Source organism: uncultured Lactobacillus sp. (assembly GCF_945290125.1).
Classification (GTDB): Bacteria; Bacillota; Bacilli; order Lactobacillales; family Lactobacillaceae; genus Lactobacillus; species Lactobacillus rizhaonensis.
In genome coordinates this window covers 1-20,957 of the sequence record NZ_CALYQV010000028.1, presented here as the reverse complement: position 1 = coordinate 20,957, position 20,957 = coordinate 1, and the positions used below count along the sequence as shown (strand labels likewise).

At 35.0% G+C, this 20,957-nt stretch carries 23 protein-coding genes; 17 read left to right on the top strand and 6 right to left on the bottom strand.

Annotation, left to right across the window (positions count from 1 at the left end; translation table 11 throughout):
• Positions 1-15: 15 nt before the first annotated feature.
• From Q0K80_RS06170 to Q0K80_RS06145, 6 genes are all read left to right on the top strand, one after another.
• Positions 16-330 (top strand): PTS fructose transporter subunit IIB, encoded by a 315-nt coding sequence (locus tag Q0K80_RS06170; protein WP_294604414.1) that lies wholly within the window; start codon positions 16-18, stop codon positions 328-330.
• A gap of 10 nt (positions 331-340) precedes the next feature.
• Complete coding sequence (locus Q0K80_RS06165; RefSeq protein WP_294604412.1) at positions 341-1,429, top strand: PTS fructose transporter subunit IIC; 1,089 nt, start codon at positions 341-343, stop codon at positions 1,427-1,429.
• Positions 1,430-2,416: an aldose 1-epimerase family protein gene (locus tag Q0K80_RS06160; protein ID WP_294604410.1), complete on the top strand. Its 987-nt coding sequence runs from the start codon at positions 1,430-1,432 to the stop codon at positions 2,414-2,416.
• Positions 2,397-3,122, top strand: a complete 726-nt coding sequence (locus Q0K80_RS06155) for a D-lyxose/D-mannose family sugar isomerase (RefSeq protein WP_294604408.1) — start codon at positions 2,397-2,399, stop codon at positions 3,120-3,122. Before Q0K80_RS06160 ends, Q0K80_RS06155 begins: the two co-directional genes overlap by 20 nt.
• Entirely contained in the window at positions 3,122-4,612 is a 1,491-nt protein-coding gene (xylB, locus tag Q0K80_RS06150) for a xylulokinase (RefSeq protein WP_294604406.1), read from the top strand. The genes Q0K80_RS06155 and xylB overlap by 1 nt, the downstream gene beginning before the upstream one ends.
• A 69-nt stretch (positions 4,613-4,681) precedes the next feature.
• A complete protein-coding gene (locus Q0K80_RS06145; protein WP_294604405.1) occupies positions 4,682-5,182 on the top strand; it encodes an NUDIX hydrolase in 501 nt (166 codons plus the stop codon).
• Positions 5,183-5,234: 52 nt separating this feature from the next.
• Here the strand turns inward: Q0K80_RS06145 and tpx are convergent, their stop codons facing one another.
• Both tpx and Q0K80_RS06135 read right to left on the bottom strand, forming a co-directional pair.
• Positions 5,235-5,729: a thiol peroxidase gene (gene tpx, locus Q0K80_RS06140; RefSeq protein WP_294604423.1), complete on the bottom strand. Its 495-nt coding sequence runs from the start codon at positions 5,727-5,729 to the stop codon at positions 5,235-5,237.
• A gap of 83 nt (positions 5,730-5,812) precedes the next feature.
• A complete protein-coding gene (locus tag Q0K80_RS06135; protein WP_294604404.1) occupies positions 5,813-6,997 on the bottom strand; it encodes an aminotransferase class I/II-fold pyridoxal phosphate-dependent enzyme in 1,185 nt (394 codons plus the stop codon).
• A 145-nt stretch (positions 6,998-7,142) separates the two neighbouring features.
• Between Q0K80_RS06135 and msrB the strand changes: the two genes are divergently transcribed.
• Positions 7,143-7,574: a peptide-methionine (R)-S-oxide reductase MsrB gene (gene msrB, locus Q0K80_RS06130; RefSeq protein WP_294604402.1), complete on the top strand. Its 432-nt coding sequence runs from the start codon at positions 7,143-7,145 to the stop codon at positions 7,572-7,574.
• Between the two features lie 48 nt (positions 7,575-7,622).
• On the opposite strand, the gene Q0K80_RS06125 is transcribed toward msrB, so the two are convergent.
• From Q0K80_RS06125 to Q0K80_RS06115, 3 genes are all read right to left on the bottom strand, one after another.
• On the bottom strand, positions 7,623-8,501 hold the full coding sequence (locus tag Q0K80_RS06125) for a YitT family protein (RefSeq protein ID WP_294604400.1): 879 nt from the start codon (positions 8,499-8,501) through the stop codon (positions 7,623-7,625).
• 152 nt (positions 8,502-8,653) lie between these two features.
• Positions 8,654-9,190, bottom strand: coding sequence for a peptide-methionine (S)-S-oxide reductase MsrA (gene msrA, locus Q0K80_RS06120; protein WP_294604399.1), 537 nt, complete (start codon positions 9,188-9,190; stop codon positions 8,654-8,656).
• A gap of 148 nt (positions 9,191-9,338) precedes the next feature.
• The gene (locus Q0K80_RS06115) at positions 9,339-10,166 is read right to left on the bottom strand and encodes a pyruvate, water dikinase regulatory protein (RefSeq protein WP_187157218.1); all 828 of its coding nucleotides are present in this window, start codon (positions 10,164-10,166) and stop codon (positions 9,339-9,341) included.
• 164 nt (positions 10,167-10,330) lie between these two features.
• Here Q0K80_RS06115 and rpsU point away from each other — a divergent pair, with 164 nt between their 5' ends.
• The 10 genes from rpsU to rpoD all read left to right on the top strand — a co-directional run bounded on the left by rpsU (position 10,331) and on the right by rpoD (position 20,437).
• Complete coding sequence (gene rpsU / locus Q0K80_RS06110; protein WP_009560161.1) at positions 10,331-10,507, top strand: 30S ribosomal protein S21; 177 nt, start codon at positions 10,331-10,333, stop codon at positions 10,505-10,507.
• 137 nt (positions 10,508-10,644) lie between these two features.
• Positions 10,645-11,088 carry a GatB/YqeY domain-containing protein gene (locus Q0K80_RS06105; RefSeq protein ID WP_294604385.1) on the top strand — a complete coding sequence of 148 codons (444 nt, stop codon included), beginning with the start codon at positions 10,645-10,647 and terminating at the stop codon, positions 11,086-11,088.
• 24 nt (positions 11,089-11,112) lie between these two features.
• A complete protein-coding gene (locus Q0K80_RS06100; protein WP_294604383.1) occupies positions 11,113-12,063 on the top strand; it encodes a PhoH family protein in 951 nt (316 codons plus the stop codon).
• A gap of 5 nt (positions 12,064-12,068) precedes the next feature.
• Entirely contained in the window at positions 12,069-12,593 is a 525-nt protein-coding gene (gene ybeY, locus Q0K80_RS06095; protein ID WP_294604380.1) for an rRNA maturation RNase YbeY, read from the top strand.
• Entirely contained in the window at positions 12,593-13,501 is a 909-nt protein-coding gene (gene era / locus Q0K80_RS06090; RefSeq protein WP_294604379.1) for a GTPase Era, read from the top strand. Before ybeY ends, era begins: the two co-directional genes overlap by 1 nt.
• A 1-nt stretch (position 13,502) precedes the next feature.
• Positions 13,503-14,258 carry a DNA repair protein RecO gene (gene recO / locus Q0K80_RS06085; protein ID WP_294604378.1) on the top strand — a complete coding sequence of 252 codons (756 nt, stop codon included), beginning with the start codon at positions 13,503-13,505 and terminating at the stop codon, positions 14,256-14,258.
• 243 nt (positions 14,259-14,501) lie between these two features.
• Entirely contained in the window at positions 14,502-15,419 is a 918-nt protein-coding gene (gene glyQ / locus Q0K80_RS06080; protein WP_046324875.1) for a glycine--tRNA ligase subunit alpha, read from the top strand.
• Entirely contained in the window at positions 15,412-17,478 is a 2,067-nt protein-coding gene (glyS, locus tag Q0K80_RS06075) for a glycine--tRNA ligase subunit beta (protein WP_294604377.1), read from the top strand. The genes glyQ and glyS overlap by 8 nt, the downstream gene beginning before the upstream one ends.
• A 15-nt stretch (positions 17,479-17,493) precedes the next feature.
• Positions 17,494-19,302 carry a DNA primase gene (gene dnaG, locus Q0K80_RS06070; RefSeq protein WP_294604376.1) on the top strand — a complete coding sequence of 603 codons (1,809 nt, stop codon included), beginning with the start codon at positions 17,494-17,496 and terminating at the stop codon, positions 19,300-19,302.
• A gap of 13 nt (positions 19,303-19,315) precedes the next feature.
• The gene (gene rpoD, locus Q0K80_RS06065; RefSeq protein WP_294604375.1) at positions 19,316-20,437 is read left to right on the top strand and encodes an RNA polymerase sigma factor RpoD; all 1,122 of its coding nucleotides are present in this window, start codon (positions 19,316-19,318) and stop codon (positions 20,435-20,437) included.
• 49 nt (positions 20,438-20,486) lie between these two features.
• On the opposite strand, the gene Q0K80_RS06060 is transcribed toward rpoD, so the two are convergent.
• Positions 20,487-20,957 (bottom strand): CPBP family intramembrane glutamic endopeptidase (locus tag Q0K80_RS06060; RefSeq protein ID WP_294604374.1); only part of this gene is annotated, 471 nt, incomplete at its 5' end.

Sequence of the window (20,957 nt, the reverse complement as noted above, 5' to 3'; positions counted from 1 at the left end):
AGGAGATGTTGATGAATGAAAATTGTTGGTATAACAGCTTGTTCAGCTGGTATTGCTCATACGTACATAGCTAAAGAAAAAATTGAGCAGGCAGCGAAAGATTGCGGAGATATAGTTCATATAGAAACACAAGGGACTATTGGAACTGAAAATGCATTAACGCCAGAGGAAATTAAAGAAGCCGATGTTGTTTTGTTAGCAGTTGACGTAAAAATAACAGGAAGAGAAAGATTTAAAGGTAAAAAAGTCGTTCAAATTTCAACGGATACTGCAATACAAAGTCCAAATAAACTGATTAAAAAATTACATTCAGCTTTAAATGTTAAATAGAGGTTTGAAAATGGCTGAAAATAAAATTATAGTCAAAATTAAAGAACCTGCCTTAACAGCAATCTCATATTTAATTCCCGTTGTAGTTGCGGGTGGATTGTTATTAGCAGTTGGTAATATCTTTGGAGGTAAAAACATTACCAACTTTACAGGCACGATCGGTGTATGGGATGCTTTCAGTACTGCGGGAAGTCTAATTTTAGGTCTTCTTCCAGTAGTTGTTTCTACAGGGGTTTCTTTTGCAATTGCTGACAAACCAGGAATTGCTCCAGGATTTTTGGTCGGTCTCATTTCAAATATGATTAAAGCCGGCTTTTTAGGCGGTTTAATCGGAGGATATGTTGCTGGCTGGTTCACAATTTTAATTGTTAAGACAATAAAGGTTCCTAATTGGGCTCAAGGTTTAATGCCAACGCTAATAATACCATTTTTGTCATCGATCTTGTCGGCTGCTGTCATGTTTTACATTTTAGGTGCGCCAATTGCTGAAGGCCAAAGAATGCTTACCAGATATTTGACGCAACTACCTTCGAGCCAAAAATTTTTTTATGGTGCGATTATTGGAATTTTGGCATCAGTTGATTACGGTGGTGCTATTAATAAAACTGTTTTTGCTTTTGTGTTAGCTATGCAGGCAGAAGGCGTTAATGAGCCAATTACTGTTTTGATTTTAGCTTCTATGGTGACACCTTTTGGTTTTACTTTTGCTTATTTCCTTGAAAAACTCTTTCACAAGAAGATTTATACTCAAACCGAGGTGAATACTTTGAAAACAGCATTTCCAATGGGTTTATGTGAAATAACCGAAGGTAGTTTACCAATTGTACTTAATGATTTATGGAGATCAATAGTTTCAACTGCTTGTGGTGGTGCTATTGGAGGGGGACTTTCAATGCTCTGGGGTGCGGATTCAAAAATTCCTGCTTCTGGATTATTTGCAGTCCCAACCATGTCAAGGCCTGTTCAATTCTTAATTGCTCTTCTTATAGGTAGTTTGGTTACCGGAATAGTTTTCTTTCTTTTAAAACGACCAGTTAGTGTAGAAAGTGAGAAGAAAGAAGAAAAAGATGTTGATTTAGGAGATATTAGTATAGGATAAATGAGAAGCAAGAATTCAAAAAAATATATTGGCAATCAAGCACAACTTAATTCTGTCAAATATATTCAATTTCTTGAAGGAAAGGCTACTGGATTAAAAGCTTATGAAATAGCTACAGCCAGTGGCTTTTCAATTACAATTGCATTAGACAGAGGAATGGATATAACAGAATTAAAATTAGACGGCAAGAATATATCTTTCTTATCGGCAACGGGTCTTGTAAATAGTACTTATTTTAATGAAAACAATGACAAAGGCTTTTTGCGCAATTTCAATGTTGGTTTCTTAACAACAGGCGGTTTGACATACATGGGAAGCTCTGATAATCAGCGCGGTTTACATGGTACTGTTAGCAATACACCGGCATATAATTTCAGCTATAAGATTTTTAAAGATAAGATTCAAGTTGAAGGTAACATTGCTGATTCACAGATGTTTGGGCCTAATTTAATTCTACACCGTAAAATTACTGTTTATACAAACAAGACAAGTATCAGTATAGATGATGCTTTAAGAAATGCTGGAGACGAAACTGTCCCTTACATGCTTTTGTACCATAACAATTTTGGCTATCCTTTTTTAACGCCCGAAACAAAAATATTTTTTCAGCCTGATGAAAGTTGTGATCGTAAGTATCATAAAATTAAAGGTGAATACCCTTTTAGACTGAAAGAACCTGAAATGAGCAAACCTGAGCAAGTGTATTTTCATACGTTAAGAAAATCTGAATATAGTTTAATTAGTCCAGAAACAGGCCTTTCTTTAAAAGTTAAATTTAGTAGTAAAACACTCCCCGTATTGAATGAATGGCGTTTGGAACGAAATCAAAACTATGTTTTAGGATTAGAGCCAGGTACAAATGATGTAAATGGCTTTATTCAGGCTAATAAAAATAACAAATTAAAATACATAAAACCGGATGAAATAGTTAAATTTAACTTGAAATTTGATTTTAGTGAGGTCAAAAATGAAAAGATCACAAATTAATAGAATTCTGCAAAAAGATATTTCTTTTGCAAAAGAAAAACAAGTGTATTTTCCAAAATTTGCAAGTTGGAATATTGATAATTGGACTAACTTAGAGGAAAGATACCGTGAAATTGTAGATAATATGTTAGGCTGGGATGTAACTGATTTTGGCAGCGATGATTTTAGTAAATATGGTCTGGTTGCGTTCACATTTAGAAATGGTAATTATGATCATACTGACGTTTATCCTAAACCCTATTGTGAGAAGATTTTATTCTTAGAAGAAGGGCAAGAACTACCATACCATTTTCATAAATTAAAAGAAGAAGATACTATTAATCGTGGTGGAGGAAATTTATTAATCAGAGTATGGAATTCAACTGAAACAGGTGAGTTTGATCGACAAAAAGAGGTTAAAATAGTTAAGGATGGAGAAAAACTTGTAGTTCCAGCTGGAACAACTATCAAATTGCAGCCGGGTGAAAGTTTGACTGCTACACCTGGAATTTACCATAAATGGAATGTTGAAGCGGAAACAGGTAAAGTAATGGCTTGGGAGGTTTCTAAAACAAATAATGATAATTTGGATAACAATTTTTATAAGCCCATTCCTCGAATACCTGAAATAGAGGAAGATGAACTCCCTTACCGCTTGTTATTTGGTGATTATCCAATTTGGTCCAAAAAACTAAATTTTCAATTTAACCCTTATAAAAATAAATAATGGAAAGATATGTATTAGGAATAGACTTAGGCACTAGTGCAGTGAAAGTTAGTTGCCTAGATTATTCAGGAAAAATAATAGATCAAGAAAAAGAAAATTATCCAGTCTATAATTCAGCTGAAGGTTTTTGTGAGCAAAATCCTAACGATTGGGTTCAAGGCACTTTAGAAGCCATTAAAAAAATCATGATCAAGATAAGAAATCTTGCAAAAATTGATGGAATATCATTTTCTGGACAAATGCATAGCCTGGTAATTTTGGATAAAAATAAAGAAATTATTCGACCAGCAATATTATGGAACGATGGCAGGACAGCAACTGAAGCTAAGTATATAAACGAAAATTTCGGTAAAAAAATAGTAGAAATTACTGGCAATAAGGCTACTGCTGGTTTTACTTTGCCTAAGTTATTATGGTTACAAAAAAATGAACCAAATAATTTTGCTAGGATTAGATACTTCATGATGCCCAAAGATTATGTCAGATATAAAATGACTGGCAAAATAAACACTGATTATTCAGATGCTACGGGAACAATAATGTTGGATATTGCACATGATTGCTGGAGCAATGAAATTTTGAATTTTTTTAAAGTTCCTAGATATTATTGTCCCGAGCTGGTAAATTCTACAGATTTTATTGGTTTTCCCCTGCATGAAGTTTGTGGAAAGACAGGTTTAAATCAGGACGCGAAAATATTTGCTGGAGGAGGGGATAATGCTGTCGCTGCGATTGGTTCTGGTATTCTGAATTCACAAAATATACTATGTAGTATTGGTACTTCAGGAGTTATTTTGGCAGATGAGAAAAGTCCACACACACCCTATGAAGGAACTTTGCAAATGGAACATCATGCAATACCTGATCACTTTTATTCAATGGGAGTTACTTTAGCAGCCGGTGAATCCTTAAGTTGGTTTAAGAATACTTTCTTTCCTCAGAAATCTTTTCATGAGCTACTTTTGATGGCGCAAAAGTCAGATTTAGGTGCAAATAAATTATTTTTCACGCCCTATATTAATGGAGAAAGAACCCCTTATTCAGACTCTTTCATTCGCGGAAGCTTTACAGGTATAAGTAATACATCAACGAGAAATGATTTTTGTCGAGCCGTCATAGAAGGTATTACATACAGCTTACAAGATTTAATATCAATTTATGAGCAAAATAACAAAACTATTTATAATATAATTTCTATCGGTGGTGGTGCCAAAAGTAAATTTTGGCTGAAATTACAAGCTGATGTCTTCGGTAAAAATATTATTGCTTTAAAGAATGAACAAGGACCTGGGATTGGTGCTGCTATGATTGCAGCGATGGGGTGCAGTTGGTTTAAAGACTGGAATAGCTGCATCAATGTATTTGTAAAATATAATGAAATTATTGCGCCAGATCCACATAACACCGCACTTTACAAAAAAAACTATCATTTATATCATAAAATATATAATTCTACTGTTCCTCTTGCCAGGGCTGCAACTAGGCTTTAAATAAAATTGCTTTTAGTATTTAATAATGAGAAAATTATTATTCAGTTTTTATACTAGGAGGATAATTTTATGACTGATAAATTTCACCGTGCCTTCGGGTGTTATGGTATTATTGGCGATCAACAAAGTTTAGTTGTTATCAAAAAAGAGGGTGGACCTTATATAAATCGTTATGACTTGCCAGGCGGCAGTTTGGAAGATGGAGAGCCATTAGACCATACGGTTAAGCGAGAAGTTAACGAAGAAACTGGATTAGTTGTGCAAGACTATGATCAAATTGGTGTTACCTCATTTAGATATCCATGGGACTATGAACAATGGCATTTTAATCAACATATCTGTGTTTTTTATAAAATCAATAAGTTTAGTGGTAATTTACAAACTACAGTTAAACAGTTTACGGGGCAAGATTCTTTAGGAGCTGTATCAGTTCCTCTAGAACAACTCAATCTGGCGAATTCTTCGCCTTTGGTATTAAAAGCAAAAGAGATTTTGTTAAAGCCGGACAAGGTTGACTTATCAGACCAAACTTTTGCTAATTGGATTGTATTGGATCACCCAGTTTTTTAAACTAAAAAAGCGGTTAAGAAAAATTTCCTTAACCGCTTCTTTTTATACATAATTACCGCAAATTTTGTAAAAATACGAGTGCTTTTGCATAGTCAGGTTCATTGGTTAACTCATGAATAAGTTCTTGATAGAAGACTTTTTTATTTTCGTCTACAATCCAGATACTTCTGGAATCGAATTTCGTAGCGTCAATAAACAAACCCATTTTTTTGCCAAAGTCAAAACTCTCGTCTGACAAAAGCTCCATTTTGGATACACCCTCTGCAGCACACCATTTTTTCTGTTCTTCTGGAGTATTGGTAGAAATAGTATAGAAATTAATGCCATCAAAGTTATCGACTTCGCTGTTAAAGCGTTTAGTAGAAATACTGCAAACGCTTGTATTGATGTTAGGCACTACACTAATCAATGTAGTCTTATCAACCAAATCATTAGTTGATGCAACTGAACCATCCGACCTTTTTACTTGAAAATTTGGCAGTTGGTCACCAATTTTGATTGGTTCTCCATTAGTTGACAGTGGCTCACTTTTCATTGTTACTTGCATAATCATTACCCTTTCTCAAAAATAAAAACAATTACCATTAAAGTTTAACCTATCAAAGAATAGTAACTCAATAAATCAGCTTTTTAATTGCTTTCAGTATAACTACTAATACGTTTAATAGCTTCTTTTAAGTTTTCATCAGATGAAGCATAGGATAGGCGCACATATCCTTGTCCGCCAGCACCGAAATAACTGCCAGGTGTTACCCCAACTTTGGCTTTTTCAGCTAAATCATTGGCAAACGCTACATCATCACAGCCAAATTTACTTGGAATTTTAGCAAAAATATAAAATGCCCCTTCAGGAGTAGCCATAGTGTAGCCATTTTTCTCAAGTCCATCCTGAAGAAGATGCATGCGCTTCTGATATTTTTTTCGCGCAGCAACATAGTCCTGATCTCCGTGATTCAAAGCCTCTGTAGCGGCTGCTTGAACATTGTCAGTCACTGCGGAAATTAAAAATGAATTCACCTTTATCATTGATTTCATTAACTCAGCAGGTCCAGCTATATAGCCTATACGCCATCCAGTCATGGCAACACTTTTTGAAAGCCCCGATAATAAAACAGTTCTATCAGGAATGAATTGTGTCAATGAATAATGCTTTTTTTGACCATAAATTAATTCAGCATAGATTTCATCACTGACAGCGAAAATGTCGTATTTGGTAATAACAGCTGCTAATTCTTGCAAGTTTTTCTTTGAATAAACTCGGCCTGTTGGGTTAGACGGATCAGTGATAATAACAACCTTTGCGCCTTTTCCTTCATTTTCCAAAGTTTCCGTTAATTTTTCTGGAGTTAAAAGAAAATGATCATTAGAAGTATCTACTTGAACTGGAATTCCACCAGCCATTTTTATGATTCCGAAATAGACTCCCCAAACAGGGGTAGGCACAATTATTTTTTCACCGGGATTGAGTAAAGTCATAGCGGCAATATTCAATCCTTCAGAAACTCCAACCGTCGCACAGAGTTCACTTTTGGGATCATATGTAACACCTAAGCTTTTTGCTAGATATTTGCTAACAGCTTGCAAGTATTTTTCTTTTCCAGCTTCAGGAGCATAATGAGAGTCATCATTTTTGATGTCCTCAATTGCCGCTCTTTTTATGTGTTCTGGAGTATTTAAGTCAGGTTCACCAATAGTCAATTTTATTATTCCTGGTATAGTGGAAATTTTTTGATTGAAGGATCTGATCGCTGGATTAGGTATGTTACTAATTTTCGAATTAATTTTTGCTGATAAATTTTTTGCTAATGTTGGCATAAAAAAGAACCTTCCTTTATTTATTGAAACCATATTATAACCCAGTATGTATCTAATTAAAATTAAGAAAAAGTGTTTTTTGTAAAGTTTTAGTTTAGTGTGTTATCCCAAATTTTGTTATAGTTAATTAAGGAGCGTGAGATAAATGGATCAAGATCAAAAAGCCAAAAGGCTAAAAGAACTAACACCGGACCAGTTTCAAGTTACTCAGGAAGCAGCAACAGATTATCCTTTTAGAGGAAAATATGATGATTTTTATCAAAAGGGAATCTATGTCGACATTGTTTCAGGGGAGCCTTTGTTTTCAAGTGAAGATAAATATGATGCTGGTTGCGGCTGGCCTAGTTTTACCAGGCCAATTAAGAAATTGGTTTATCACCGTGATCAATCACATAATATGGAAAGAACTGAGGTTAAGAGTCCAGAAGGTGATTCACATTTGGGACATGTCTTTGATGATGGACCCAGTGATAAAGGAGGGCTCAGATATTGCATTAACTCCTCTGCTTTAAACTTTATTCCTTTCGATCAATTGGAACAAAGAGGATATGGTGAATACCGTAAACTTTTTAAATAATAAAATTATGTAAAAAGACCTGATGTCAAAATCAGGCCTTTTTACTACTTAAACTATTTCTTGTTCCTTAAAACTGCCATAAACTCGTTCTACTTCGGTAACACTCATAAAAGCATAAGGATCGCTTTTTTTAACAATATGTAAAACGTCATACATATCGTATCTATCAATAACAGTAATTAGTACTTTTTTCTCGTTATGACTGTACGCACCTTCAACATCATGAAAGATAGTGATGCCCCGGTGCATTTTTTCCTGAATACCATCAATGATTGTTTTAGGCTTTTCTGTAACAATAGTGATCTGTAATTTTTGATGTTGGGTGTATACAGCATCAATTACGCGACCATTGATAAAAATTGTCAGGGCTGAATAAAGGGCACGGGTCCAGCCGAAAGCAAAACCGGCAGCAGCAATGATAATCAGGTTAATCAAAATACTGATTTTACCGTAACTGGTACCCGTTTTCCTTTGAATAACAATGCCAATGATATCCAGTCCACCAGTTGAAATACCATTCTTCAGAGCAAAACCTGTTCCCAGTCCGTTGATCATACCACCAAAAATAGCACAGACAAGGGGGTCAATATGCATATTCACCGGTTGAATGACTCTCATCATAATTGAACCAAGTATGACAGTAATAATGGTAAAGAAGGTAAATTTATGCCCAATCTTTACCCATGCTAAAAGAAGCAGGGGCAAGTTAAGAACAAAATAAAGGACTGAAGTTGACAAGGTAAATGGTAAAAATCGCTCGCTCATAGTGTTAATCAATTGTGCAAAACCAGTTACCCCCGAAGAGTACATGTGGCCGGGTGTCCAAAAGAAATTTAAAGCTACAGCAACCGCTAATGAATAAAAAAAAGATGCAGAAATTTTTGATAGTAGATTATACCGCCGATTGAACGCGTCAAGTTGATCCATTGTTAATAAATCCTTTTTTAGTAAGCACTTTAGTTAACTTTTTATAAAATAATAAAATACTAGTTTTCATATTAAATATAAAAACTAGTATTTTTCTTAAGTATACTAACACAACTACATAAAATTTAAAGCACTTATGGGCAAAACTTTGGTTAATTTTGCCAATGTTTTTTTATGAAATCTGCTCTGCCACCAGACTCTTCAAGATTGTACCGGAAAGGATTTTTTTTGTAAAAATCCTGATGGTAATCTTCTGCAGGATAAAACGGCTTAGCAGGCTCAATTTGAGTAACAATGGGGTCATCAAATTTGCCGCTTTTTTGTAAAGCTTCTTTTGAATTTTCAGCTGCTTCTTTTTGAGCAGGGGAATTATAAAAAATTACTGGACGATAGTTATCTCCACGATCTTGAAATTGTCCGCTTGCATCTGTAGGATCCGTTACTTGCCAATAGTAGTCCAATAATTTCTGATACGGTATAATTTCAGAATCAAAAGTTATTTCCACGGCCTCTGTGTGACCGGTAGTTCCAGTGCAAACTTGCTCATAAGTAGGATTAGGGACATGGCCTCCTGTATATCCAGAAATCACTTTCTTAATTCCAGGCAGTGAATCAAAAGGTTTAACCATGCACCAGAAGCACCCACCAGCGAAAATCGCAGTATCTAGTTTTTCATTATTTGCTTGCATAATTTGGCCCTTTCTATGAACTAAAATCTGTTATTGCCTACTTCTATTTTATTTTTTGAGCCACCTTACTGCAATTAATCAGCCTAGATATTCTTAAACTTGGCGCTTTTTTAAATTAGCCATTATCAGTTAAAAATTCCACTAGAAATTATTTTTGGACTCCTAAATGATTCATTATGATAGCTGCTGTTTCTTCAATTGAGCGGTGCGCAACGTTAATTACAAAACAGCCTAATTTATCATAGAGTTTTTGCGCAGAATCTAATTCCTTTTTAATCGCATCAGTATTAGAGTAAGACGTATCAGGACTCAAACCATAAGAAATCATTCTTTCACGCCTAATTTCATTTAAAACGGATAAATCGTTAGTCAAACCAATAATCTTTTTAGGATCAATTTGATATATTTCTTTAGGAATATGGGTGTCAGGCACAAGCGGTAAATTTGCTACTTTCAAGTTTTTGTTTGCTAAAAATAGGGATAGAGGGGTTTTTGAAGTCCTGGAAACCCCTAGCAGAACAACATCTGCTTCTAAAAAACCTTTAGGATCCTTCCCGTCATCATACATGACAGCGAATTCCATTGCTGAAATCCGATCAAAGTATTTTTGGTTCATTTTGTGCTGAGCACCAATTTTTTGCTCAGGTTTAAGACCAGTCAATTTTTGGATAGACTCAATTGCAGGTGACAGAATATCTACGCTTTCGATGTGATGTTCTCTGACAAAGCGAATAACTGGTATTTGCATTTCATCTTTTACCAGGCTGTAAATAAGTAACAAATTAGGGTATTGTATTATCTCTTCAAAAGTCTCCTCTAATTTTTCTTTGTTAATTATGAAAGGATATCTTCTGTAAGTGATTTGCGCGTCAGGAAATTGTGCTGCGGCAGCTACAGCATTATTGAACGCTGTATCTCCTGCAGAATCTGAAATAATTATAATGTTAACTTCTTTTTTTGGTGTTTCTTCAGCCATCATTTACTCCTTTTTGCATTTATTATACAATTTAACCAAAGTCATTAACAGATTAACTTTTTTCTAAAAAATATTGAACGTTTGTATTGACCGATTGTTGATGTTTGATATAATTTAGTTAAATGTATGACGGTAACGTCAAGAAATGGAAGGAGGGATCACATATGGCCAAGACAGTCGTTCACGAAAACGAGTCTATTGATGATGCTCTTCGTCGTTTTAAACGTTCCGTTTCTAGAAGCGGTACTCTACAAGAATACCGTAAGCGCGAGTTCTATGAAAAACCTAGCGTTCGTAGGAAACTCAAGTCTGAAGCAGCTCGTAAACGTAGACATTATTAATTACAAACGACTTTTATCAAAAGATAGAAGTCGTTTTTTTATTACAAATATCAAAAGTTTAAGGCATTATTTAATTTAAACTAAGATTCAAATTTGATATAATTTATCTAGACTTTACACAGAAAGAGGGAATTTATTTGAGTTTGTCTGAGCAAATAATGTCAGATATGAAAGACGCAATGAAAGCACGTGATAAAGTAAAATTAAACACAGTGCGTATGATAAAAGCAGCTTTGATGAATGAAAAGATTAAAGCTGGTCATGATTTAACCGCTGATGAAGAACTGACAGTTCTCAGCAGAGAAAAAAAGCAGCGTGAAGAATCAATTGCAGAATTTACCAAGGCTAATAGAGACGACTTAGTAGCTGAAACCAAACAGGAATTAGCTATTGTTGAAAACTATCTGCCTAAGCAAATGACAGATGAAGAGCTAAAACAGGCTGTTTCCCAAGCAATTTCTGAAACTAAAGCTGAGGGCAAGTCTGATTTTGGCAAAGTGATGAAAGCTTTGATGCCCAAAATAAAAGGTAAAGCTGATGGTAAAGCAGCTTCTAATGCGGTGCGCAAGCAGTTAGGTTAAACGCAAGAAAAGGAGCAGAGTTATTTGGCCCAAACCAATTTTATTCCTAAAAATCCTGAAAATATCCAAAAACTAGTTGGAGTTAATGATAGTAACTTGAATCTGTTATCAACTGGCTATAATACTAGTGTAATTGACACTGGTAATAGCATTGCTATTCAGGGTGAAGATAAAAATATCAAGAAAGTTTCAGCTGTTCTGCAAGCTTTGGATAATGTAGTTAATGCCAATATCAACATTGGTCCCGCTGATGTTGTGAGTGCTATGAAAATGGCCGATAAAGGTACTACGGAATATTTCCCTGACTTATACAAAAAAATTTTAATTCGGGATGCTAAAGGCAAACCGATTAGAGTTAAAAATATGGGGCAGAAAAAGTATGTAGAAGCCATTGAAAAAAATGATGTTGTATTTGGTATTGGTCCTGCCGGTACTGGTAAAACATTCATAGCGGTGGTATGTGCAATTGCTGCTTTTAAAAGAGGAGAAGTTTCTAGAATTGTGTTAACCAGGCCGGCTGTTGAAGCGGGTGAGTCATTAGGCTTTTTGCCTGGTGATTTAAAAGAAAAAGTTGATCCTTACTTAAGGCCGATCTATGACTCTCTTTATGCCATATTAGGAACAAATACCACTGATCATTTGATGGAACGGGGAGTTATTGAAGTAGCCCCTTTAGCTTATATGCGCGGCCGCACTTTGGACGATGCTTTTGTGATTTTGGATGAAGCTCAAAATACCACAGATGCTCAGATGAAAATGTTTTTAACAAGACTTGGTTTCAATTCAAAAATGATTGTTAATGGTGATATGACACAAGTTGATCTTCCTGGGAGACAACGTAGTGGATTAATTGATGCTCACCGAATTTTGCAAAACATTGCTGAAATAAAATTTATTTGGTTTTCAGCTAACGATGTTGTTCGTCACCCAGTGGTTGCCAAGATTATTAACGCATATGAAAAGGAAGATAAATAAAATTAATGAACCCAATTGATATTACTTTCAATGATGAAGTTGGTTTTCTTGATGATAAAACGCGTGATTGGAAGAAATGGATTAATGAACTTCTTTTGCTTGCCAAAAATGATATTGCTAAAAAGAATAACTTGGAAATGAGTATTAATTTAGTTGGTGAAGAAAAAAGCAATGAGATTAATAAAAAATATCGTGGTAAAGACAGACCGACTGATGTTATTTCGTTTGCCATTGAAGATGGTGAAGACCTGTTAGATTACAGTGCATTTGAAAATGACCCAGAATTCAGTGAAGACATAGGCGACTTATTTATGTGTCCAAGTGTGATTATGCGTCATAGCAAGGATTATGGCACAGGTTGGGACCGTGAATTTGGTTATACCTTGGTTCACGGTTTTCTGCATCTTAATGGGTATGATCATATTAAACCAGATGAAGCAAAAGTAATGTTTAAAATTCAGGGTAAAGTTTTAGAGGATTATGGGTTACCACTATATCCGGATCAACTTGATGAAGGCAGAGGAAAATAATGACTGATGATATGAAAAATAAATCTGGTTTTGTTGCTTTATTAGGAAGACCAAATGTTGGTAAGTCTACTCTAATGAATTATTTAGTAGGTCAAAAAGTTGCTATCACCTCGAGTAAGCCGCAGACTACGCGTAACAAGATTTCTGGTATTTTAACCACAGATGATATGCAAGCAATTTTTGTTGACACTCCCGGTATATTTAAGCCTTACCTTGATTTAGATAATTATATGGATAAAGCGAGCTTGTCTAGCTTAAACGATGTCGATCTCATTTTATTTATGGTTGAACCAGAAAAAATGGGCAAAGGAGATGCTTATATTGCTGATTTGTTGAAAAAAGCAAAAATTCCAGTTTTGCTTCTTATTAATAAAGTAGATCAGGTTAATCCTAACGCACTGCTACCTATAATTGAGCAATATCGTCAATTAAATATTTTTAAGGAGTTCTTGCCAGTTTCTGCAACGCAGGGAATAGGAATTAGTGATCTGATTCAGGTTTTGCATCAATATTTACCTGTAGGACCTAAATATTATGGAACAGATCAAGTAACTGATCGTCCCGAATATTTCATGGTGGCAGAATTAATTCGTGAACAAATTTTAAACCTGACTGCTGAAGAAGTTCCTCATGCTACCGCTGTTTGGGTCGAACAAATGAATAAGCATGAAAACAACAAACTGCAAATTGAAGCTACCATCTATGTTGAAAAGAATGGTCAGAAAGGGATTATTATTGGTAAAGGCGGAAAGATGCTTAAGCAGATTGGCATTAATTCCCGACATCAAATTGAAGATTTGTTAGGTGAAAAAGTCAATTTGCATCTCTGGGTTAAAGTTCAGCATAATTGGCGTTCTGATCCACGCTTTTTAAAGCAAGTAGGCTATAATCCCAAGGATTTTAGCTAAAATGGCTCGACAATTAAAAGAAGTGCAGGGAATTATTTTTAAAAGGCAAAAGTACCGTGAGGCAGATTTATTGGCGAAAATAATGACCAAGAATAATGGAATAGTTACTCTACTTGCTCATGGAGCACTTAAGCCAAAATCAAAACTAGGTGCATCTTTACTTAATTTTTCCTATGGCACTTATGTCATATATTTTACTGGTCACGGTCTGAGTACGCTCAGAACATACAAAAATGTCAGTCAATTTAATGGCTTGTTTAATGATTTAACTAAAAATGCTTATGCTTCTTTTATCCTTGATTTGATAGATCATGCTTTTATTGAATATCAAAATCTGGGTAAATACTATAATCTAGCAAATTCTGCGTTGCAAAAAATTGACGCTGGAACTGATCCTGAAATGATTACTCAAATTGTGCAAATGCAACTGTTGCAAGCTTATGGTGTTGAGCCGGAAATGCGTCATTGCGTTATTTGTGGTAAAGAACAAGGCGAATTTGATTATTCCATTAAAAGCGGTGGCATTTTATGTAGTCAACATTTTGATACAGATCCTGGGCGATTACATTTAAAGCCAAAGGAAACTGCTGTTTTAAGAACAATCTTTTTACTTCCTTTTGAACGGTTAGGCAATATTAAGATTAACACTGCTACAAAAAAGGCGACTCGTAAGGCTATTGACCGCATATATCAGGAAACGATTGATCTTAACCTTAAAACTAAAAAGTTTTTAGATGAACTTAAATTAAACGAATGAGTCTTCTGCTTCATTGATTTTTATGGTAAAATAATAATGTATTTTGGCGATAATGAGGATAAAAAAAGTACCTGTTAAGCGAGTGCTGAACAGTGGGAGAGCATCTGGGAAAAGGCACCTCTAGTCAATTTAATTAAGAGCAGGAATTATTTCCTGAATTAGGGTGGAACCGCGATTAAATCTCGTCCCTATGCATGTTTTGCATAGGCTTTTTTTATGGTCTGATGCAGGAAGGAAATATAAATGGCAAAGAAAAAATTAACTATTCAAGATATGGTTTTTAAATTAGAAAAATTTTGGTCTTCAAAAGGTTGCATGGTCATGCCTTCTTATGATGTTGAAAAAGGCGCTGGAACAATGAGTCCTTATACTTTTTTACGTGCTGTGGGACCAGAACCATGGGCTGCATGTTATGTCGAGCCATCAAGACGTCCGGCTGACGGCAGGTATGGTGATAACCCTAACAGATTGTTTCAACATCATCAATTCCAAGTGGTAATAAAACCTGCACCTGAAAATATTCAACAATACTACTTAGACAGTTTAAAAGAACTAGGTATCAATACACTTGAGCATGACATTAGGTTTGTAGAAGACAACTGGGAAAACCCCTCAATGGGTTGTGCTGGTGTTGGTTGGGAAGTTTGGCTTGATGGAATGGAAGTAAGTCAATTTACTTATTTTCAAACCGTTGGTGAACTTGACGTTAAACCCACAATGAGTGAAATCACCTATGGAGTGGAACGATTAGCTTCATATATACAGAATGTCAACTCTGTTTTTGACCTAGAATGGGGCAATGGTGTTTTATACCGTGATATATTTAAAGAAGCTGAATATGAAAACTCCAAGTATGCTTTTGAAGAATCAAATCAGGAAGATCTTTTACAGTTTTTTGATGTCTATGAAAAAACGGCTAAAGAATTAATCGGCCTAAACTTGGTTCAACCAGCGTACGATTATATTTTAAAATGTTCACACACTTTTAATTTGCTTGATGCTCGGGGAGCTGTTTCAGTTACTGAAAGAGCGGGTTATTTAGCTCGAATTAGAAATTTAGCTCATGAAGTAGCGGTATGTTTTGTAGAAGAACGCGAAAAAAGAGGCTTTCCGTTATTGAAAAAAGCAGAAGATAAGAAAGCGGGACTTGAAAATGGCTAAAGATTATTTATTTGAAATTGGTACTGAGGAAATGCCTGCTCATGTTGTTGAACGGAGTGTTAAACAGCTTGCGCAAAGAACAGAAAAGTTTCTTAAAGAAAAAGGTCTTAAATTTAAATGTACTAAAACCTTCTCAACACCTCGGAGATTAACTGTTTTAGTTGAAGATTTAGCAGAAAAACAAGAAGATATTGATGAAATAAAAAAGGGACCTGCCAAGAAAATCGCTCTTGACCAAGATAAAAATTGGACCAAAGCCGCTCAAGGATTTGCTCGTGGACAGGGAATGACCACTGACGATATCTACTTTGACAAATTAAAAGGTACAGAATATGCCTACGTGCATGTAAAAAAAGAGGGTAAAAAAACAAGTGATATTCTGTTGGGAATGAGCGAAATTATTAAGTCTATGACTTTTCCCACAAAAATGCGGTGGGATTCTCATGATTTCGAATTTGTTCGTCCTATTCACTGGCTTGTTTCACTATATGGCAGTGATGTCATACCCATTAAAATTCTTGATATTACAGCTGGAAGAAAAACGGCAGGGCACCGTTTTCTAGGAGACAGCGTTGTCTTAGCAAATAGTAGCGATTATGAAGATGCTTTAAAAGATCAGTTTGTAATTGTTGACGCAACAAAACGCCGTAAAATGATCATGGACCAAATGAATAAGTTGGTTGAGAAGAATAATTGGCAAATTAAGCCTGATGAGAGTTTACTTGAAGAAGTGACAAATTTAGTTGAGTATCCTACTGTTTTTGCAGGTTCTTTTGCTAAAAAGTATTTGCAAATGCCAAAAGAAGTGCTTATCACTTCGATGAAAGATAATCAGCGTTACTTTGAAGTCTATGATCAAAATGGAGAATTAATTAATCATTTCATTGCTGTGCGAAACGGTAATAAAGATTATTTAGAAAATGTGGTTTCGGGAAATGAAAAAGTCCTGGTAGCACGACTTGATGATGCACAATTCTTCTATGATGAAGACAGAAAATATCCTTTAAGCCACTTTGTACAAAAGTTGGATAATGTTTCATTTCATGACAAAATTGGCTCAATGTCTGAGAAGATGAAACGTGTCACTATCATTGGTGATTTCTTAGCAAAAAGATGGCTTCTAGATAAGCAAGTTGTCAGTGATTTCGATCGTGCCAGCCAAATATATAAGTTCGATTTGGTAACTCAAATGGTAGGAGAGTTTGCCGAATTGCAAGGCGTCATGGGTAGACATTATGCTAAATTGGCGGGTGAAAAGGATGATGTTGCTGCAGCAATTGAAGAGCATTATATGCCAACCACTTCTGAAGGGAATTTGCCAAAAACAACTGTGGGCTCATTGTTATCTATTGCAGATAAATTAGATACTATAATTACTTTCTTTGCTGTTGGTATGATTCCCAGTTCATCAAATGATCCATATGCTCTTCGCCGCTATGCTTATGGTATTGTTCGCATCTTAATAAATCAGAATTGGTCATTACCTTTTAATAATGTTTTACCAGAGATTGTGTCGGCTCTGGAAAATCAAACTCCGGCTAAGCTACCTAAAAAAGTTGAGCAGGAAGAAGAAATTTCATTATTTATTCGTGATCGTATTAAACAATACTTACAGAAAAATAATTATAAATATGACATAATTGATGCAGTTTTAGCTTCAAGCCAGCAAGATCCAATACAAATTTTAGCTGCAGCAAAAGTTTTGCAATTACATCATGATGATGATAAATTCAAACCAGTAGTTGAAAGTTTAATTAGAATTAAAAATATTTTGAAAAAGGCAAAATATAAAGGTAAGAATATTGTTAACAAGGACTTATTTGATAATGATACCGAAACCCAACTTGCCGAGGGCGTTAACGATTTAAGTAAAATTGAAAAATTAGCAGATCTTTATGACGGATTTGTGAAATTACAGCCTGTAATCGATCTTTACTTCGAAACTAATATGATTATGGCTAAAAATGAAGCTGTTAAAAATAACCGTTTAGCACAGCTAAGTGATGTGGCACAACTTTCAAAACGATTAGGTGATTTAAGCAAATTAGTCATTAAATAAAAAGTAGGTGGAAAGATGGCCGGTCTTATACCTGAAGAAACTATCGCTAAAGTTCGTAATAATGTCAATATTGTAAATGTCATAAGCCAGTATGTTTCTCTAGAAAAGAAAGGCAAAGATTATGTTGGTCTTTGTCCATTTCATGAAGAAAAAACCCCTTCTTTTACTGTTAATGAAGGGAAACAATTTTTTAAATGCTTTGGCTGTGGCAGAGGTGGTAATGTGTTTTCTTTTTTAATGTATAAAGAAAATCTGACATTTCCTGAGAGTGTTCAAAAAGTTGCTGATTTTGGTCACATTGATATTGGGCAATATAATAACCAAAAACCAAAGTTTTCCAATATTTTAATAAAAATTAATGAAGAGGCTGCCAATTTTTATCATAAAGTATTAGTTTCAACCAATGCTGGTAGACCAGGATATAATTATGCCAAAAAGCGTGGTCTTAATGATGAAATAATCTCTCATTTTCGTATTGGTTATGCTCCTAAACAGAACAATTTGCTTTTGACCTATTTAAAAGGTCAAAAATTTAAAGATGAAGATTTGGCTGAGAGTGGTTTATTTGTGCAATCTCAGACTGGTGAATTATTTGATCGCTTTAGAGAGCGGCTGATGTTTCCTCTCAGTGATGAAGGAGACTATGTGGTTGGATTTTCAGGCAGAAGGCTTTCGCAGGATAAAACAGAAGCTAAATATATTAATAGTCCAGAAACTAAAATTTTTACTAAGTCTAAAACTCTTTTTCATTTCGCAGAAGCCAAAAAAGCAGTTCGTAGCGAGAAACATTTAATTTTATACGAGGGATACATGGATGTAATTGCCGCTTATAAAGCTGGTATTAAATCCGGTATAGCTTCGATGGGAACCAGCTTGACTGATCAACAAATTTATATGTTACGCAGGATCACTAAAAATATCATTATTAATTATGACGGAGACGATCCAGGAATACACGCTGAAGAACGTGCAGCCAGAATGTTTAATAGCATTGGTGGTTTTAATTTAGGGATAGTAGTTCTGCCAGAAAAGCTGGATCCTGATGAATATGTTAAGAAATATGGTTGGGAAAAATATCAGGAAGAAGTTAAAGGTGCTTTAACTCCTACAGACTTTTTTCTTAAAAGGCTGGCTCAAAAATATAATTTAGCAAATGACCGCGAAAAATTAGCTTATCTCGACGAAGCAGTAAAAGAAATTGCTCAGTTGTCTAATCCAGTAGAACAAGATTTATATTTGGACAAGATTTCACAACAACAAGGTGTTTCAAAGGATTCACTCAAAGTTAATTTTACCAAATATCGCAGACAGCAAAATGCGGCTAGAAGACACCAAAACAATTATGGTGTGCAACCTGAAGATGCAAATAATAATTATCCTGATTCTCCTGTTGAACCTGAACAGAATTATAGTAAAAATGATCCTGTTCAAACTCGGTTATTATATTTATTTATTCATTCAAGACATGCTCGTGAATATTTATTATCGCACCAATTTTTATTTCCAGATCCCAAATATCAAAAATTAGCGGAATTATGGTTAAATTTTAGTGAAAATCAAAAAAATCCAGGAGTTAATAGTTTTTTAGATTTTATTCCTAGTAAACTTCAAGGTATAATAGTTAATGCTGAAATGACAGACATGCCCCAGGATTTTTCAGACCGCGAAATCGATGAGCAAATAAATGCTTTAAACATGCGTAAAATTGATCTTAAATTGCACCAACTGATGAATGATTTACAAGATGCTAAACGTAAAACTGATACGGATGAAATATTAAGTATTACTCGTAAAATTTTGCAGTTAAAAAGAATCCAGGGTTAAAGGGGGGCTTATTGTGGTAGAAAATGGGAAAACCGCTAACAGCGAAAAATTATCTTTAGACAAAATGGTCAAAAAGGTAGTTAAAGATGTTAAAAAAGATAAATCTATTACTGAAAAAGAATTCGTTGCTCAATTGATTAAGCCCTATAAACTACAGGGAAAAGCAGTTGACCAATTAGTTCAGGAATTTGAAGATAATGGCATTAGTATTGTTGATGAGAAGGGCAATCCTTCGAGATTAGCTCTAAAAAAGCAAAAAGATGTTGAAAAGGCTGAATTAAAAGATATGTCGGCACCTTCAAATGTCAGAATGAATGATCCAGTCAGAATGTATCTGAAAGAAATCGGCCGAGTACCACTTCTAAATGCTGATCAGGAAATTTCCTTAGCTAAAAGAATTGAAAAGGGTGATGAAGAGGCTAAACAAGAATTGGCTGAAGCCAACCTTCGTTTAGTGGTTTCTATCGCTAAGCGTTATGTAGGCCGTGGCATGTCATTTTTGGATCTTATCCAGGAAGGTAACATGGGGCTGATGAAGGCAGTAGATAAATTTGATTACAGCCTCGGCTTCAAGTTTTCAACTTACGCAACTTGGTGGATTAGACAAGCTATCACCCGTGCAATTGCTGATCAAGCTAGAACTATTCGAATTCCGGTCCACATGGTTGAAACAATTAACAAGTTGATTAGAATTCAAAGACAACTGCTGCAAGATTTAGGACGTGAACCAACTCCTGAAGAAATAGGTGCAGAAATGGATATGCCTACTTCTAAAGTTAGGGACATTTTAAAAATTGCGCAAGAACCAGTATCTTTGGAAACTCCTATTGGTGAAGAGGATGATTCACATTTAGGTGACTTTATTAAGGATAAGGATGCAACTAGTCCTGAGCAACATGCTTCATACGAAATGCTCAAAGAACAATTAGAAGAAGTACTTGATACTTTAACTGATCGCGAGGAGAACGTTTTGAGGTTACGTTTCGGCTTGGATGATGGTCGTACTAGAACACTTGAGGAAGTTGGTAAAGTGTTTGGAGTTACGAGAGAACGGATCCGTCAAATTGAAGCTAAGGCCTTACGTAAATTACGTCATCCAAGTAGATCCAATCAATTACGCGATTTCTTAGATTAATTAGCCAAACAAAAGACAAGATTTAAAAAAATCTTGTCTTTTTAATTATCTAAAAGTAAGTTAATTTGCTAACTCCATGATTATCAGCTAATCTCCATTGCTGCAAACTATATTCATCAACACCTGACAATAAGAAAAATAAAAAAGTCAGATAAATTAAGGTCGTCAAAATTAAATACTGCCATTCAAAAACAGTAGGGTTAGTCATGACCGTTGTACCGAAAGCCAAGAAAGCTAAGATATCAAAAACTGCATGATATCCCATATTTATGAAAAAGGACCCAGTATTAAGATAATTTGCTGCAAAAGTAATACTAGCTACACTTGCATTAATCATTTGTAAAATTGTGGCCGGTATTGGCTGCTCTATTAGGTTAGCAATATGAAGTATTCCAAAGATTAAACCGTCTAATAAAACTGCTCCTATAATCTGATATCGAAAATTTTGCAGTAACTTGAGTAATATGATTAAAACACAAAAACGCATCAACCATTCTTCAGCTATACCGGCTGCTATGCC